The organism is Exiguobacterium aurantiacum, from assembly GCF_001766415.1.
Classification (GTDB): domain Bacteria; phylum Bacillota; class Bacilli; order Exiguobacteriales; family Exiguobacteriaceae; genus Exiguobacterium; species Exiguobacterium aurantiacum_A.
The window spans coordinates 91,933-108,080 of sequence record NZ_MKXO01000002.1 but is presented as its reverse complement, the minus strand read 5'-3'; the positions used below and the strand labels follow the sequence as shown (position 1 = coordinate 108,080).

At 52.9% G+C, this 16,148-nt stretch carries 19 protein-coding genes; 8 read left to right on the top strand and 11 right to left on the bottom strand.

Annotated elements, in window-relative coordinates:
• Window positions 1–11: 11 nt before the first annotated feature.
• Both BJU60_RS06415 and nagE read left to right on the top strand, forming a co-directional pair.
• Window positions 12–860 carry a PRD domain-containing protein gene (locus BJU60_RS06415; protein WP_070328072.1) on the top strand — a complete coding sequence of 283 codons (849 nt, stop codon included), beginning with the start codon at window positions 12–14 and terminating at the stop codon, window positions 858–860.
• Window positions 857–2,344 (top strand): N-acetylglucosamine-specific PTS transporter subunit IIBC, encoded by a 1,488-nt coding sequence (nagE, locus tag BJU60_RS06410; protein ID WP_070328071.1) that lies wholly within the window; start codon window positions 857–859, stop codon window positions 2,342–2,344. Before BJU60_RS06415 ends, nagE begins: the two co-directional genes overlap by 4 nt.
• Before the next feature lie 36 nt (window positions 2,345–2,380).
• On the opposite strand, the gene htpX is transcribed toward nagE, so the two are convergent.
• Both htpX and BJU60_RS06400 read right to left on the bottom strand, forming a co-directional pair.
• Window positions 2,381–3,262: a zinc metalloprotease HtpX gene (gene htpX / locus BJU60_RS06405; protein WP_070328297.1), complete on the bottom strand. Its 882-nt coding sequence runs from the start codon at window positions 3,260–3,262 to the stop codon at window positions 2,381–2,383.
• Between the two features lie 21 nt (window positions 3,263–3,283).
• Complete coding sequence (locus tag BJU60_RS06400; RefSeq protein ID WP_070328070.1) at window positions 3,284–3,832, bottom strand: LemA family protein; 549 nt, start codon at window positions 3,830–3,832, stop codon at window positions 3,284–3,286.
• A 203-nt stretch (window positions 3,833–4,035) separates the two neighbouring features.
• Here BJU60_RS06400 and BJU60_RS06395 point away from each other — a divergent pair, with 203 nt between their 5' ends.
• A complete protein-coding gene (locus tag BJU60_RS06395) occupies window positions 4,036–5,220 on the top strand; it encodes an amidohydrolase (protein WP_070328069.1) in 1,185 nt (394 codons plus the stop codon).
• 12 nt (window positions 5,221–5,232) lie between these two features.
• Here the strand turns inward: BJU60_RS06395 and BJU60_RS06390 are convergent, their stop codons facing one another.
• The 5 genes from BJU60_RS06390 to BJU60_RS06370 all read right to left on the bottom strand — a co-directional run bounded on the left by BJU60_RS06390 (window position 5,233) and on the right by BJU60_RS06370 (window position 9,015).
• Complete coding sequence (locus tag BJU60_RS06390; protein ID WP_254281662.1) at window positions 5,233–6,522, bottom strand: hemolysin family protein; 1,290 nt, start codon at window positions 6,520–6,522, stop codon at window positions 5,233–5,235.
• 126 nt (window positions 6,523–6,648) lie between these two features.
• Window positions 6,649–7,125: a DMT family transporter gene (locus BJU60_RS06385; RefSeq protein WP_070328067.1), complete on the bottom strand. Its 477-nt coding sequence runs from the start codon at window positions 7,123–7,125 to the stop codon at window positions 6,649–6,651.
• 11 nt (window positions 7,126–7,136) lie between these two features.
• On the bottom strand, window positions 7,137–7,808 hold the full coding sequence (locus BJU60_RS06380; protein WP_083274036.1) for a Crp/Fnr family transcriptional regulator: 672 nt from the start codon (window positions 7,806–7,808) through the stop codon (window positions 7,137–7,139).
• An 11-nt stretch (window positions 7,809–7,819) separates the two neighbouring features.
• Window positions 7,820–8,245: a DMT family transporter gene (locus BJU60_RS06375; RefSeq protein ID WP_070328066.1), complete on the bottom strand. Its 426-nt coding sequence runs from the start codon at window positions 8,243–8,245 to the stop codon at window positions 7,820–7,822.
• A 110-nt stretch (window positions 8,246–8,355) separates the two neighbouring features.
• A complete protein-coding gene (locus BJU60_RS06370) occupies window positions 8,356–9,015 on the bottom strand; it encodes a type 1 glutamine amidotransferase domain-containing protein (RefSeq protein ID WP_070328065.1) in 660 nt (219 codons plus the stop codon).
• Window positions 9,016–9,397: 382 nt separating this feature from the next.
• On the opposite strand from BJU60_RS06370, the gene BJU60_RS06365 reads away from it, so the two are divergent.
• Complete coding sequence (locus BJU60_RS06365) at window positions 9,398–10,504, top strand: glycerol dehydrogenase (RefSeq protein ID WP_070328064.1); 1,107 nt, start codon at window positions 9,398–9,400, stop codon at window positions 10,502–10,504.
• Between the two features lie 15 nt (window positions 10,505–10,519).
• On the opposite strand, the gene BJU60_RS06360 is transcribed toward BJU60_RS06365, so the two are convergent.
• Together BJU60_RS06360 and BJU60_RS06355 are read right to left on the bottom strand one after the other, a co-directional pair.
• Window positions 10,520–10,987 carry a hypothetical protein gene (locus tag BJU60_RS06360; protein ID WP_070328063.1) on the bottom strand — a complete coding sequence of 156 codons (468 nt, stop codon included), beginning with the start codon at window positions 10,985–10,987 and terminating at the stop codon, window positions 10,520–10,522.
• Window positions 10,988–11,046: 59 nt separating this feature from the next.
• Window positions 11,047–11,265: a hypothetical protein gene (locus tag BJU60_RS06355; RefSeq protein WP_016507949.1), complete on the bottom strand. Its 219-nt coding sequence runs from the start codon at window positions 11,263–11,265 to the stop codon at window positions 11,047–11,049.
• Window positions 11,266–11,472: 207 nt separating this feature from the next.
• On the opposite strand from BJU60_RS06355, the gene BJU60_RS06350 reads away from it, so the two are divergent.
• Both BJU60_RS06350 and BJU60_RS06345 read left to right on the top strand, forming a co-directional pair.
• Window positions 11,473–12,312, top strand: coding sequence for a M15 family metallopeptidase (locus tag BJU60_RS06350; RefSeq protein WP_070328062.1), 840 nt, complete (start codon window positions 11,473–11,475; stop codon window positions 12,310–12,312).
• A gap of 91 nt (window positions 12,313–12,403) precedes the next feature.
• Window positions 12,404–12,727, top strand: a complete 324-nt coding sequence (locus BJU60_RS06345) for an antibiotic biosynthesis monooxygenase (protein ID WP_254281661.1) — start codon at window positions 12,404–12,406, stop codon at window positions 12,725–12,727.
• Here the strand turns inward: BJU60_RS06345 and BJU60_RS06340 are convergent.
• Window positions 12,710–13,411, bottom strand: coding sequence for a CBS domain-containing protein (locus BJU60_RS06340; RefSeq protein ID WP_070328060.1), 702 nt, complete (start codon window positions 13,409–13,411; stop codon window positions 12,710–12,712). The two genes, BJU60_RS06345 and BJU60_RS06340, sit on opposite strands and share 18 nt — an antisense overlap.
• A 113-nt stretch (window positions 13,412–13,524) precedes the next feature.
• Between BJU60_RS06340 and BJU60_RS06335 the strand changes: the two genes are divergently transcribed.
• Window positions 13,525–14,256 carry an AzlC family ABC transporter permease gene (locus BJU60_RS06335; RefSeq protein ID WP_070328059.1) on the top strand — a complete coding sequence of 244 codons (732 nt, stop codon included), beginning with the start codon at window positions 13,525–13,527 and terminating at the stop codon, window positions 14,254–14,256.
• Entirely contained in the window at window positions 14,253–14,555 is a 303-nt protein-coding gene (locus BJU60_RS06330; RefSeq protein WP_070328058.1) for an AzlD domain-containing protein, read from the top strand. Before BJU60_RS06335 ends, BJU60_RS06330 begins: the two co-directional genes overlap by 4 nt.
• Before the next feature lie 39 nt (window positions 14,556–14,594).
• On the opposite strand, the gene BJU60_RS06325 is transcribed toward BJU60_RS06330, so the two are convergent.
• Entirely contained in the window at window positions 14,595–16,043 is a 1,449-nt protein-coding gene (locus BJU60_RS06325) for an HD domain-containing phosphohydrolase (protein WP_070328295.1), read from the bottom strand.
• Between the last annotated feature and the right edge of the window lie 105 nt (window positions 16,044–16,148).

Genomic DNA, 16,148 nt, shown 5'->3' with positions numbered 1-16,148 from the left:
TAGGAGGACACATGTTAAAAATCAAAAAAATCTTAAACAACAACGCGGTCATCGTCTCGGACGAAGGTGAAGAAAAGATTGCCATCGGACCAGGCGTCGCCTTTAAAAAAGGGCGCAACGACATCGTCAATCCGCATAAAATCGAAAAACTATTTGTCATGTCGGAAAACGATAAGTTTCAACAACTGCTCAGCCGCATCCCGGTCGACCACTTCACCATTTCCGAAGAAATTATCACGCATGCGGAGAAGCGGCTCGAGACGACGTTCAATGAGCACATCCACGTCGTCCTGACCGATCATATCTCGTTCGCCATCGAGCGTGAAGAAGAAGGGATCTCGCTTCGGAACAAGCTGTTGAACGAGATCAAAATCTTGTATCGCAACGAATATGAGATCGGGCTCTGGGCGCTGCAACTGATCGAGGACAAAATCGGGTTGAAGATGCCGAAAGATGAAGCGGCTTTCATCGCGCTCCATATCCATACACTCAAAGTGAAAGGAGGTGATTTGCGCAAGACGGTCAAACAGACGACGATCGTAAGAGACATGATTCAATCGATTTCACGACGACTCGACCTATCTATCGAAGAAGATGACTTATCCTATCAACGCTTATTAACCCATTTACGATTCGTCATGGATCGGGTCAACCATTACGATCATCACACGATCGACGAGGACATGCTTCGGATGATTCAAACAAAATTCTCGTCCGCTTACGCGTGTGCGTCTGACGTCGCAACTGAAATGGAAAACTTATACGGCATCGTCTTGCCCGAGTCAGAGCTTGGTTACATCACGCTCCACATTCAGCGCCTGCAAGATCAACACCATCAAAAAGGAGGACATTTACAATGATGAACTTTTTACAACGTCTCGGACGTTCGCTCATGTTGCCGGTTGCGGTACTTCCTGCAGCGGCCATCCTCATGGGCATCGGTTACTGGATCGACCCAGTCGGCTGGGGTTCTGAAAACATCGCCGCCGCCTTCCTCATTAAAGCCGGTGCAGCCATCATCGATAACATTCCAATTCTCTTCGCTGTCGGGGTCGCCCTCGGTATGGCGAAAAACCGTGACGGCTCGGCCGCTCTCAGTGGTCTCGTCGCTTTCCTCACGGTCACGACATTGTTGTCTTCCGCGACAGTCGCTCTGTTCCAAGGAATCGACGTCACTGAAGTCAACCCAGCATTCGGTCGGATCGCCAACGCGTTCGTCGGTATCTTGTCAGGTATCGTCGCTGCTCAAATGTATAACCGCTTCAGCCATGTGAAGCTCCCGGACGCGCTCGCCTTCTTCAGCGGCAAACGTCTCGTACCGATCATGACGGCGTTCGCCATGATTGTCGTCTCGGTCGCACTTTACTTCGTCTGGCCGGTCGTCTACACAGGACTCGTCGGATTCGGTGAAACGATTTCGAAAATGGGGGCGATCGGGGCCGGACTTTACGGATTCTTCAACCGTCTATTGATCCCGACAGGTCTTCACCACGCCCTCAACTCGGTATTTTGGTTTGACGTTGCCGGCATCAACGATATCGGTAACTTCTGGTCCGGTGAAGGTGAGAAAGGGATCACTGGACGCTATCAAGCTGGATTCTTCCCGATCATGATGTTCGGTCTCCCGGCAGCAGCCCTAGCGATGTATCACACTGCGAAAACGAAACGTAAAAAACAAGCGGCCTCGCTCCTTCTCGCCGCAGCGTTCGCTTCATTCTTCACAGGTGTCACGGAACCGCTCGAGTTCTCGTTCATGTTCCTCGCACCAGTTCTTTACCTTGTCCATGCTGTGTTGACAGGCGTGTCACTCTTTATCGCTGCCACATTCCAATGGACGGCCGGGTTCGGCTTCAGTGCCGGTCTCGTCGACTTCGTCCTCAGCTCACGGCTACCGCTTGCGAACCAGCCGTACATGTTACTCGTCCAAGGCCTCGTCTTCGGTGCCATCTACTACACGATCTTCCGCTTCATGATCGTCAAACTTAACTTGGCAACGCCAGGTCGCGAGTCGGACGAAGCAGTTGATGCAGTCGCGACAGAAACAGCGCCTGAAGGTGATACGAAAACGGCACCAGTTGCAGCAGGTGGTCAGTACTCTGCGATGGCAGCCATGATTTATGACGGTCTCGGTGGTGACCAAAATGTCACCGGTATCGAATCGTGTGTCACACGTCTCCGTGTCGACGTCAAAGACATGGACACGGTCGATCAAACGCAAATTAAGAAAGCGGGCATCCCAGGAATTAAAGTCGTCAGCCCGAACCATATTCAAGTCATCGTCGGGACGAACGTTCAATTCGTCCTCGAAGAGATTGAAAAACTCCGGAGCAACCGCGCCGGATGACGAACGAAAGCCACCTCGCTATGGAGGTGGCTTTTTTTACATGCCTCGTAGTCGTTTGATGCGTTCTTCCGGATTCGGGTGTGTCGAGAACAGACCGCTCAGCTTTTTCTTCATAGGATCCGAAAAATAAAGTGATGCCGACGCCCGTGACGCCTCTTTCACTGGCGTTTTGACGTTAGCGATTTTCTCGAGCGCCGAAGCGAGTGCGTCCGGGTTTCGCGTCAGCTCGGCCCCGCTCGCATCAGCCAAAAACTCACGATTTCGCGAGATAGCCAGGTTGACGAGCGTTGCGATGATTGGGGCTAAAATCAACAGGACGAGCCCGACGATCATAAAGATCGGATTTTGGTTGTTGTCCCGCCGTCCACCGATACTTCGGAAAAACAGCATCCTCGAGCCGATGTCACTCATGATGGCGATGACGGAGACGAGGGCGAGCGTCACCGTCGCCAGGCGGACGTCATAATTTTTAATATGCGCGACCTCGTGGGCGATGACACCTTCGAGTTCTTCGCGGGTCAACTGGTCCATTAAACCGGTCGTCACGGCGACCGCCGCCTTCTCGGGTTTGAGCCCGGTCGCGAACGCGTTCGGTGACGGGTCATTGATGATGAAAATCCGTGGCATCGGGACACGGGCGACCATCGCCATGTTCTCGACCGTGTGCCATAAGAAACGATGTTGTTCGACCGATGTGATCTCTTGGGCGTGATTCATCTTCATGACGATATTCGTGCTCGACATGATGACGATCCCGATGTAAAACAACGAGAACACCGGAGTGAAGATGAGCCCCGGGAGCGGATCGCCATAGTTCAAATACGAGATGACAACCCCGACGGCTAAGACGAGGAGGACGAATCCGGCCACGATGAACACGGTTTTAATCTTATTCTTGCGGATTTGTTCATACAGAATCATCGTCGCCACTCCAATCCATTAGAATGAGACGCGAACGTTCTCGCGTTCTTCTTCGCGCGCCTCGAGCATGTCGCGTTTTTCGAACTTATGGACGGAAGCGATGACGTTCGTCGGGACCGATTCGATTTTCGTATTGTATTTCATGACCGTATTGTTATACAGCTGTCGCGAGTAAGCGACTTTGTTCTCTGTCTGGGTCAACTCTTCTTGTAGCATCAAAAAGTTCTCGTTCGCTTTCAAGTCCGGATACGCTTCGCGCAGCGCGAACAAGTTTTTGAGCGCACCACTCAGTTGATCGTTCACTTCCATCTGTTCCTGACGGCTCGTCTTCGAGCCAAGCTGGTTCCGTAGCTCGACGACTTTCGCAAGCGTCTCTTGTTCATGCTTCGCATACCCTTTCACCGTTTCGACCAAGTTCGGGATCAAGTCGTAGCGGCGTTTCAGCTGAACGTCGATCTGTGCCCACGACTCGTCGACCCAGTTTCGATATTTGACAAGTCCGTTGTACATCGAAAAATAGATGACCGCCAAGACGGCGATGATACCAATTGCGATAATCCAACCCATTTCAACACCTCATTTCATGATTTACTTCTGTATTAATTCCCTTTTGTCGTATACCATAAGCATAACTTAGAAAAATGTAACCAATGACCCATGGCGATCATGGGAAACACCGCTCAGGCGATTAGAAACTCTTACCTCTTAGATACGTATAATCTATGGAGCTGGTTTCAAACAAAAATGATTAACTGACAGGAGTGCAAATCATGCTTGTGACTGACCTCGATTCACGATTGGCGGAACTGTACGACGAGATGGTGTCGCTTCGACGCCATTTTCACCAATATCCCGAACTGTCGTTTGAAGAACAGGAGACACCAAAAACGATCGCCACTTATTTGCGCAAGCTCGGCCTCGAAGTCCGCGAAGGCGTCGGCGGCAACGGCGTCGTCGGACGCATTCGAGGCGGCAACGGACCAACCATCGCCTTCCGGGCCGACTTTGACGCTTTGCCGATCCAAGACTTGAAAGACGTACCGTACCGCTCAAAAGTGAACGGTTCGATGCATGCGTGCGGCCATGACGCCCATACGGCGACACTGCTCGTGCTCGCCAAAGCCTTGAGTGAGACCGACCTGCCGGGAGACGTCGTTCTCATCCATCAGTTTGCGGAAGAACTCGCGCCCGGAGGAGCCAAGCCGATGATCGAAGATGGCTGCTTGGACGGTGTCGACTACATCTTCGGCGCTCACATCTGGACGCCGCTCCCGTACGGCACGATCGGGGTAAAAGCCGGTCCGCTCATGGCCGCAGCCGACCGCTTCGAGCTGACGATCAAAGGGAAAGGCGGTCACGGCGCGATTCCGCAACATACGGTCGATGCCGTCATGGTCGGGGCGAACGTCGTCGGTCAGTTGCAACAAGTCATCAGCCGTCGCACCGACCCGCTCGAACCGGCCGTCTTAAGCGTCGGCACGTTCACCGCGGGCCAGGCGTTCAACGTGATTGCTGACGAAGCGAAGTTATCAGGGACAGTCCGAACGTTCACGCTAGACACACAAGAACGGATCATCACAGAGATGGAGCGCGCCATCTCCCACGTCTGCGCGGCGAGCGAGGCGACGTATGAGCTCGAATATATCCGCGGCTACCCTCCCGTCATCAATCATTACGCCGAGACAGAGCATGTTCGCCAAAGTGCAGCTCACGTCGTCGGTGAAGCCGGCGTCATCGAGATGTCTCCGCTCATGGTCGGAGAAGATTTCGCCTACTACATGCAACACGTTCCCGGCAGCTTCTTTTTCGCCGGGGCCGGCAATCCTGAAGTCGGCGCCGTCTTCCCTCATCACCATCCTCGCTTCGATGTGGACGAACGGGCCATGCTCCACACCGCCCGTGTGCTCATGCGCGCGGCGTTCGAAACATGGAACACACACAAAAACGAAGACTGACGCCCTAAGGCATCAGTCTTCGTTTGGCGTTTCTGACAACATCGACACGAGAACTTGGTCGACGCGTTTCCCGTCCATATCGACGACTTCGAAACGTAACCCGTACGCCTCGACGATGTCTCCCCGTTTCGGGAAGTCGCCGAGCGAATAAATAACGAGCCCTGCGAGCGTGTGGTACGAATTACGGCCCTCATCGAAACGATTATCTCGAATCCCGAACGTTCGTTTCAAATCTTCAATCCCGAGCAAGCCATCCGCCAAGTACGTCCCGTCCGCGCGGCGGACCACTTCCGGCGTCTCTTCTTCAATCATCACTTCTCCGACAATCTCTTCTAGTATGTCGAACAACGTGACCATACCGAGGAAGCCACCGTATTCATCGAGCACGAACGCGATCTCGACACCGTTCTTTTGCATCATCTGCAGCACTTGGCTGGCCTCGCGTTGCTTTGGCACGATGAGCGGCTGCTTGATGCGTTTTAAAATTTGTGACGGCTCACGCAACGTCGCGAGCGTTAAAATATCACGGACATCGATGTAGCCGACGAACTCGTCGAGCGAATCGCGTCCGACTGGAAGTTTGTTGTGTTTACTCTCATAAATCGATTTTTTAATATCGTCCATGTCATCCTCGAGGTCGACCCATTCGAGCATCGTCCGCGGCTGCATCAGTTCATAGATCAACTGGTCGTGGAAAGCGAAGACGCGCTCGACTTGTTGCACTTCTTCATGGGCGAACGCCCCTTGCTGCGCTCCTTCGAACAACAACTGTTTAATTTCGAGCTCGGTCTCCCCACTCGACTGTTCTGCTTTCAAGCCGAGCAGTTTGAACAAGAACAATGTCGATTTCGATAAGATCCAAATGAACGGGCGCATGACTTTGCTGAACAGGTCAAGCGCCGGAATGATCGACATCGTCACCCGTTCAGGTGACACGAGCGCAATCCGTTTCGGGACAAGCTCTCCGATGATGAGCGACAAATACGTGATGATCGTGACGACGACGACGTAACCGACCGTCGGCGCATACTGCGCGCTCATTCCGAGCTGTGCGAATAAGTCAGCGAGCGGTGTTGAAAAACGCGCGCCCCCGTAAGCCCCGTTGATGATCCCGATCAATGTGATCCCGACTTGGACGGTCGACAACAGGTCGGTCGGGTCTTTTGAATGTCTGAGCGCGATCTTGGCGCTGCGTTTGCCTCGATTCGCCTCGACTTCAAGTTTTGCCGGTTTCGACGAGATGAGCGCGATTTCAGTCATCGCGAACACCCCGTTCAACACGATCAAAAATATGACGATCATTAAATCAATTACTATGGAAGAATCCACTTGTTTCATCACCTCTACGTATATTTCGTACTACTCCATCTCATCATATCAGACATCTATTATCCACCTGTACCCGTTTTGCTCACGAAAAAAGCCACTTCATTGTGAAGTAGCCTGTTCCGTCGCTTGATGTTCGATGGCTGCCGCCTGAGCTTGTTTGAATACAATCACGCCTAGTAGCAAGATCATCAACCCGATGATTTGGCCTGGTGACAGTGATAACCGCGGCATTCCGAACACTCCGAAGAGGTCGACGCCGAGTGCCCAAATCAACTGAGACACGAGAATGATCGAGACAGATAATGTCGGACCGAGCAGTTGAATGCTTCGCATCACACAAAATACAACCCCGACACCGAGCAAACCACCGAGCGCATAAATCGGTGAAATGTCGAACACGCCGCGGATGTTTCCGCCGAAAAGTGCGAGCGGGACGAGCGACCCGACGAATCCGACGATAAAGACGAGCACGGTCGTCGCCCAAGCTCCTAAATACACGTTCATTTTGGCATTGACCGCTGCTTGTACACTGATGAACGCGCCAGCCACCGCTGAACAAATGATTCCTACTAACATGAACTGCCTCCTTATTCATACACCATGCCATTGGCACGTTCGTTTAATCGTTTCGCATCGAGAATCGTCACTTTCGTCCGACTCCGTTCGACGAGTCCCTCGTCCGCGAACGCCTGCAGCGTCCGATTCAAGTGGCGATAGCTCGTCCCGAGCCATTCGGCGACTTCCTTCCGTTTCAACTGACTCATCTCTTGTTGGAACAACTCATTTCCTGACGCACTGAGTGAGACGAGATAGCCTGCTAACCGCTCTTCAAGCGTCGACATCAGATGATTCGAGGAGGCGTTCGCCTCAATAAATAACTTTTCCGACACCCCACGGAGCAGGTGTTCCGTGAACTCGATCGTCCGGTTATGCGTCCGCAGCGCTTCAAACGGGATGCGCAGACACGTGACCGCCCCGACCGCTTCGACCGTATGCAGGACGTCCCGGCCGCTGGCGTACTCAATATCGCCAATCAAAGACGGCGCCGTCTTCAACCGCAAGAGTCTCAGTTTTCCTTCCTCGCTCAACGTATAAATTTTGACGCGTCCCTCTAAAACGACGAACAACGACTCAATCGTTTGATCGTTCGCACACAACATCGCACCGGTTGGAAATGTCACGATCGACGACGCCGCGAGTGTCTCCGTCGAAAAAAGATGGTGCCAGTTAAGGCGTGTTAACGCAGCTTCAACCCCCATGTCACCCCTCCTCACGTGAATGTGTAAATCCCGATACCGACAACCATCAAGGCGAGTCCCATGATTTGACCTTGATTGACAGGCTTCTTCTTCACCCCGAACCAACCGTTCAAATCGATAAGGAACGCCCCAATCAATTGGGCGACGAGCAACACGCAGATTGCCCACGTCACACCGAGTCGCTGGATGGCCGTCAGCTCTCCAAAGACGACGAAGACGCCAAACAACCCACCTAAACTGTAATACCATGGCACACGCCGGAACGCCGTCATGTCTGCATCACGTTTGAACGCATAAATGCCCAAAGCGAGTATGAGTCCGACAAAGTGGACGATCGTGACGGACAACCAGGCCCCGACCGCGTAACCAAGCTTTGCGTTAAAGATGCCTTGTAACGCGATGAACGTTCCCGAGAGTACTGCAAAAATGATTCCCATACTTACCTCCTATTCTCCTCGTCTGACTGTACGCGAGAATAAAATGCTTGAAAAGGACATATGTCCAAAAAAAAGAACAACCTAGGTCAAGCCCTAGGTCGTTCGCATCATTATCCTAAAATTTTCACGATTTCTTCCGCGACTTGCTCAGAAGACTGCGGGTTTTGTCCCGTGACAAGGCGATCATCGACGGCGACGTTGACAGCCCAATTGTCGGCTTTGTCAAAATCTCCGCCCTTCTCACGAAGTGCCGTCTCTAACAAGAACGGTACAGCTGAATCGAGTTGCATCTCGACTTCTTCAGCATCCGTGAATCCAGTCACGCGCTTACCTTTCACGAGTGGTTCGCCGTTGCTCAACTTGACGTTGACGAGGCCGATCGGGCCGTGACAGACAGCTGCAACGATATTGCCGCTCTCGTATACGTCTCGAACGACACGCTGTAACGTCTCGCTTCCTGGGAAGTCGACGACTGTCCCGTGTCCGCCTGGAAGGAAGACAGCATCATATGTCTCATCCGCTACTTGATCAAGACGGACCGTATCTTTCAACAAGGTTTTCGTATTTAAGATTTCTTCCGGTAATCCGTCTTCTAGACTGTTCGCATCGATTGGCACGTCTCCACCTTCGATACTAGCAATCGTTACTTTGTAGCCTTTCTTCTCGAACAAAAGGTACGGTTCAGCGAACTCCCCGAGCCATAACCCTGTTTCGTGGCCGTTCTCTAATTTATTGGCAGATGTCGTGACGATCAGTACGTGTTTAGACATGTGATTTCCTCCTTCTGAAATAAGCATACGAATTAAATGTTCCCGTTGTGGTCTCATTCAAACCATCGAACGCTCGACACGACGAGACGTCATTCTTTTTTTGACCTGGTCATTTTTTTGAAACAGGAACGGCGCCTGAACTCGTTATACTCGGGTTATCAGTCATCAGGAGGGAACCATCGTGACCAAATCGATACTTGAATGGGGATTTCTTGCCGTTGCCGCTTTAATTGTCGTCCTCGTAGTACTCGGCGGAATGTGGACGAACATGTGACCTCGCTTCGCTGAGATGTCACATGATTGTTCGTTTGAAACACGCCTTAAATCGGGAACAGACACATGTTGTCCTATCGCCACATTCATTTGAGAAAGGATGTTGAATATGTCAGAACGCGTTTTCATCAGTCCCGCAAAGTATGTGCAAGGCAAGAATACGATTGACCGGATCGGAGAGTATGTCGGGCATTTCGGTTCACAGGCACTTCTCATCGCTGACGATATCGTCTGGAGCTTGATCGGTGAACGGGTGACCGCCTCGTTGACGTCGAGCGGTGTGAACGCCGAGAAAGCCGACTTTGTCGGGGAGGCGTCACGTCACGAGATCGAACGGATCGCCAAGGCGGCAGAAGCGAACGAGACGGCGTTCGTCATCGGCATGGGCGGCGGGAAAACGCTCGACACGGCCAAAGCCGTCGCCGATGCGCTTAATGCCCGCATCGTCATCGTGCCGACCATCGCCTCGACTGACGCCCCGACGAGTGCCCTCTCGGTCATCTATACGGATGAAGGTAATTTTGAGAGTTACCGGTTTTATAAGAAGAATCCCGATTTGGTCCTCGTTGACACGAAACTGATCGCCGAGGCCCCGGCCCGCTTCCTCGCCTCAGGGATCGCCGACGCGCTCGCGACGTGGGTCGAGGTCCGGAGTGTCCTCGCGTTCGGTGGCAAGACGATGGCAGGCGGCGTCCCGACGATCGCCGCCGAAGCGATCGCCAAGCGCTGTGAAGAAGTGTTGTTCGATTATGGGATTCCGGCCTATGAATCGGTAAAAGCAAAAGTCGTCACGCCGGCGCTTGAAGATGTCGTTGAAGCGAACACGCTATTGAGCGGTCTCGGTTTCGAGAGCGGTGGATTGGCGGCAGCCCATGCCATCCATAATGGCTTTACCGCCTTAGACGGGGAGATCCATCATTTGACGCACGGTGAGAAAGTCGCGTTCGGGACACTCGTCCAGCTCGCGCTTGAAGGACGGACGCAAGCCGAGTTCGAACGGTACGTCGCCCTTTACATGGCGCTCGATTTGCCGGTCACACTCGAAGACGTGAAACTAAAAGACGCGTCACGAGAAGATATCTTGAAAGTCGGTCAAGCAGCGACCGCTGAAGGGGAAACGATTCATAGCGGTTTCGACGTGTCGCCTGAAGATGTGGCCGACGCCATTATCGCCGCCGACCGTTACGCCCGCCTCTACCAAAGCAAACTGACCTAAAAAGACGAGGAACGGCTACTTGAGCTGTTCCTCGTCTTTAGTTGAAGTTACGAATGAGACGACGATGCCGAGCGCCATACAGCTGACTGTCAGCACGAAAAACGTCAGTTGATTCGCGTAAATGATGTTCGTGAACTGGTTCCAACCCGACGCGTACGCCGCATTTTCAGAAGCTCGTATCCCGTCCCGCAACGAACTTGCCTGCCCGAAGTTCACGTATAGACCGATCCCCGCCATCAATATGCTCCCGGCGAAGAGACCGACCCGCGCGAGACCGTTCACCGACGCGACCGTTCTCCTGGCGAGCCGGACGGTGATCCAAATGAACAACAAGACGAACGGCCAGCCAACCAACAAGACGAGCACGTACGGGTTTCCTTCGCCCGCTGGCTCCGTATAGGCGGCCGTCATCGTTTCACCGAGCTTGAATAACATAAATGTGATGAGCGTGATGATGAACCACGCCTTGATCAACTTCTCCATGACAACACCTCGTCCCCAGTATACCAAAAACACCATGCGCTTTCGCACACGGTGTCAAATCACTCTTTCGGACGAACGGCGTAGTAGATCAAAATGACGAGCCACGTCCAAACCCCGGTAAAGATTCCGAGGATCGCGATGATGAAAAAACCGAGCGGGATCATCGATTTCGTCCGGTTGTAGTCTTTCCACATATTCGATAACCCTTTGATATTGAAATACAAAAAGGCAAAGAATAGGACGAGCAATAACAACGGTAAGCCAAAAATAAGTTCCATATGCGTCCACTCCTCTCTTCTGTTGCACAGTTCTTGTCTATACAATCAGTTTACTTCGTTTAAGCCCCCCGGCACATCGGGCTGGGGCAGTACATCTATCGGGTCACGAGACGGAGACTGTCGTTTGAGTATTCCCTAATCACTCGTCTTTTCATCATTTCAAAAAAAGGGAAAGGAAAACTATCCATGCATAAGGGGGTCGTCCTAATGAAACTCATCCGCCTGCTGCTCATCCTCGTACTCGTCTTCACCGCCTCGTCTACTTATGCCGCCACCCCGTCGCCTCAGCCCGGCTACACGATCAAGACGACGAAACTATACTGGCGGGCCATGCAATCGTCACCGGTCGCCAAGACACTCCTCACCAACACACCCGTCCGTTACACAACGTACAATCGAAGCTGGTCGAACGTCTACATCGGGAGCACCCGCTACTTCACACCATCGAGCAATCTAAAGGCCGGTATCCCGAAACTCACGTCAACGGAGCGGTTGCGGCTCGTCAACAAGCAACATGGCCTGTCCGCGTCCTATCGGTCCCGTCAACTCGTCACGCTCACCATCCCGACCGTCTATGCGAAAGGAAGCGAACGGACGCTCATGGCTGCCGAGGCGGCGCACGCGCTCGCTCGTCTCTACTATGACGGCCGAAAACAAGGACACACGCTTTACGCATTGAGCGCGTACCGGTCCTACGCCACGCAAAAATCACTCTACAATTATTGGGTCAACGCTCGCGGCACGGCCTATGCCTCGATGTATGTCGCTCGTCCCGGCCACAGTGAGCACCAAACCGGGCTTGCCGTCGATATGACGAGTCAACAGATGCGGATGGGACTATACGCCTCGTTCGATCAGACACCTGAAGGCAAATGGATGATCCAGAACGCTCACCGCTATGGTTACATCGTTCGCTATCCAAAAGGGAAAGAAAAGATCACCGGCTACAACTATGAGCCGTGGCATCTCCGCTATGTCGGTGTGAAGGAAGCGACGACGATGAAGCAAAACAACTGGACGTTCGAAGACTGGTGGGCCAAACGCTAAGTCCGAGCATCTAGTCGCTAGGAAGCGAGGTGCCCCATGTATACTAGACGTGTACGAATTTGCAGAGGAGGACATCTCGATGTGGATTGTGATGAACAAACTAGATGTTGAAAAAGGGAAAGTCGATGCGGTCAAAGCCCGGTTCCAAACGACAAAAGGAATCGAGACGATGGACGGATTTATCCGCATGCAAGTATTGACCGATACGTCTGACGAAACGAAAGATCAAGTCGTGATCATGACGACGTGGCGCGACGCTGCGAGCTTTGAAAACTGGCGCGACAGCGGTGCCTATAAACACGCCCATAAAAAACGGGACGACGGCACGTCTGAAGTGAAGCCCGTCGTCCTCGGAAATACCGTCACCCAATACGAGGTCGCGATCGAGCACATGGCCTCAACCGATCACGTATAAAATATCTTGCGGTCGGATGATACCGAGAAGCGGGTCACTCTCTTCCCCGGTCTCGGTGATCAAGAGCGCGTCGAGGCGCACACCGTCTTTCATGTTGATGAAATGTTGATGCGCCTCGATGACAGACGTCTCCTTCGCAACGAAACGGTAACGACGAAGGTGCGGATCGTGATGAAGTACGTCTTTAACTTGAACGCCCTCGAGTGACACATGCGGGCCGTCGATTGTCTCGGCGAGCCAGCTGGTCACTCCTTTTTTTGTCAATAACCCGCGCCACGAGCCGTCAGTGTTATAGACCGGGAACTGGGAATAGTTTTTATCCCGAATCTCACCGAGCACCTCGACTAACGCGTCATCGGCATTAAACGTCGTCACGAGTTTACGAAACAGCGGGATGACTTGACGCGGGTGCAACAGCTCCCGCTCCACTTCGAGCATCAACTCGACGATCGAGTCGTGCGGTTCGGCGATAATGAAATCAGGCTCTCGCCGCTCGTGGACGATCGCGTTGCGCAACTGGCTCATTTGGTGCAAATCTTCTTTATAGCGTTCGATGATCGGATTATGCTTAGCGAGACGGTTGACCATGTTGCTGAAGCTGAAATGTTGTCCGTCCCCCATCTCACGGCTCAAATAATCTTCAATCCGATGGTACGATGCGATAAATTCTTCGGCTCGACTCATATGTTCACTCTCCTTATCGCCTATCTATACCCTATTTTTTAATCGTTTGAGCAGGAAACCATTCCTTCGTCTCGAATGAATGGACATCACCTATTTTGAAAGGAGGAGAGCCGATGGCGACTCCGATCCAGCAAGCTACTCCCTTATCCAACCAAGACGCGTTCCGCTCCGGGATGCGCGCCGGTATCCCGGTCGCGGTCGGTTATATTCCGATCGCGATCGCGTTTGGTCTCCTCGCCAAATCGTTCGACATGCCAAACGTCATCACGTTGGCCATGTCGTTATTCATCTTTGCCGGTGCGAGCCAATTCATCGGTATTCAATTGATCATGGCCGGTTCGATGTATTGGGAGATCGTCTTGACGACGTTCATTTTGAACTTGCGCCATTTCCTCATGTCGGCCTCGCTGTCGCAACGGATCGAAACAACCTCGAACCGTTTCCTGGCTGCCATCGCGTTCGGGGTGACCGATGAGACGTTCAGTGTCGCCTCGACTCGGAACGAAGCGACACGTGGCCATTTTGTCCTCGGTTTGAACTTGATCGCCTTTTTCGCTTGGAACGTCGGGACATGGATCGGCGTATTTCTCGCTTTCGGCCTCCCCCAGTCAGTCCAGGCGAGCATGGGCATCGCCTTGTACGCCATGTTCATCGGATTGCTCGTCCCATCGCTCACGCGAAAACCGGTCATCGTCGTCGCGGCGCTTGCCGTCGTGACCCAAGTCGTGCTCTATTGGGGTGTCGCCTCGTTCATCCCGCTATCATCGGGTTTGAGTATCATCATCGCGACAATCGTCGCCGCCGGGGTCGGTGCCCTGCTCTATGAACAGGAGGGCGCAACATGATCAGTCTGTTCCTGCTCGTCCTCGCTATGGCGCTCGTCACGTACGTCCCGCGGCTCGTGCCGCTCCTTTGGCTGCGCGACTTGAAGTTACCGCCGCTCTTGAAGCGCTTCTTGTTGTTCACACCGTATGCCGTGCTCGCGAGCTTGATTTTCCCGGGTATCCTCTATTCGACGAGCAGCCTGTCGTCAGCTTTGGCCGGAGGCGTCTTCGCTACGATGCTCGCCTTGCTGCGCGTCAACTTGATGCTCGTCGTGCTCGGCGGCATCCTCGGGGTGTACGTCGTCGAAACGTTCATCTGACAAACAGGTCTGTCTCCGCGGAGACAGACCTGTTATCGTTTAGGCGGACAACGCCTCACGGCGCAGCTGAACGAACACATCGACGAACGCCGCGTCCCATTGGGTACCGCGCCCGCTCTCTAGAATCGACAGCGCCTTCTCGACTTGCATCCCTTGCCGATACGGACGGTCTGACGTCATCGCGTCGTAGGCGTCAGCGATCGCCATGATGCGGCCGAAGAGCGGGATAGCTTCACCGGACAATCCGTCCGGATAGCCGTTCCCGTCGATTCGTTCATGGTGTGACCGTACACCCGCCATGAGCGGCTGAAGTGAGACCGGCAACGTGATCTGATTCAAAATATGAATCCCGATTGTCGGATGCTCTTGAATTTGGGCGAACTCGTGGTCTGTCAGTTTTCCTTCTTTCAACAAAACGTCGTCACGAATCCCAATCTTCCCGATATCATGAAGCAACGCCGATTTTCGGAGTAGCTCAATCTGCGCCTGCGGCCAACCTAACGCACATGCCAGTTCGACAGAATAGGCGGCAACCCGTTCCGAATGGCCGGCCGTGTAGGAATCACGGGCGTCGAGCGTAGCCGCGAACAAGACGAACAAGCTGTTCAGCAGTTGATCGTTTTCTTCCTCACGTTCATTGACGTTCTTCACCATCTGATTGAACCCGTTCACCAGCTGCGAAAACTCATCAGCGTACGGGTTGTCGATCGGTTTCAGCTCGCCGGCATCGAGCTGTTCGATCCCTTGTGTCAACGTGGCAAGCGGACGCTTGATGTTGTCGTATAGGAGCAGGCTACTGAACGTCGCGACACCGACGATCACGACCAAGATCAACCCGGCCCAACGCCAATATGCGTCGACTTGCTCGACGGTCGACAGTTGGACGCCCGAAGCGAGAATGAACAACATGACCGGAAACACCCCGATGACGAGCATACTGATCAAAAGCTTCGTCCGGACGCTAATTGACTGGTACGACGCCTGGAGCGGTGTATCGTACAGTTGCTCACTTTGATCTTGTAAATGAAGCAACAACGGCTCGACCGACCGATACGTCAAGAAGAACTCGATGAGCGCATGTAAAATGGCGATCAATACCGCCCCAAAAGCCGCCATTCCAATCAAACGGTACGGCAAATTGATCCAGTTTTGTTGAATCGCCAACGCGGTCAAGCTCATCGCCGGCACTGAAAGGCCAAATAAATGCGGTCCTAGTATACGCTTCACCGTCAACGTCGGAAAGTGACTCGTCTGATCGAACGCCTGTTGAAGCGCTTCGTAACTAGGCGTCTCACTTCGAAAGACGCTCTGAATCGGCCGGATGTGACGCCGATACATGACTAGCTCCAAACTGATCATGACCACACCCGACACCGCCATGATGGCAAATAAAGATATCACTTCAGCACGGGACAGTTCGAGCGTTTGGAAGATGAACAGACCCCCGACACCGAACACCGCGATCCCTGAACCGATGATATAATTCATAATTAACGTATTTTGAAAGCGTTCAAACACTTTGACCCCTCCTATTCTTCACTGACTTCTCTCATTCTGTTTATCGACCAAAAATCACCCTTTTTCACAACACAA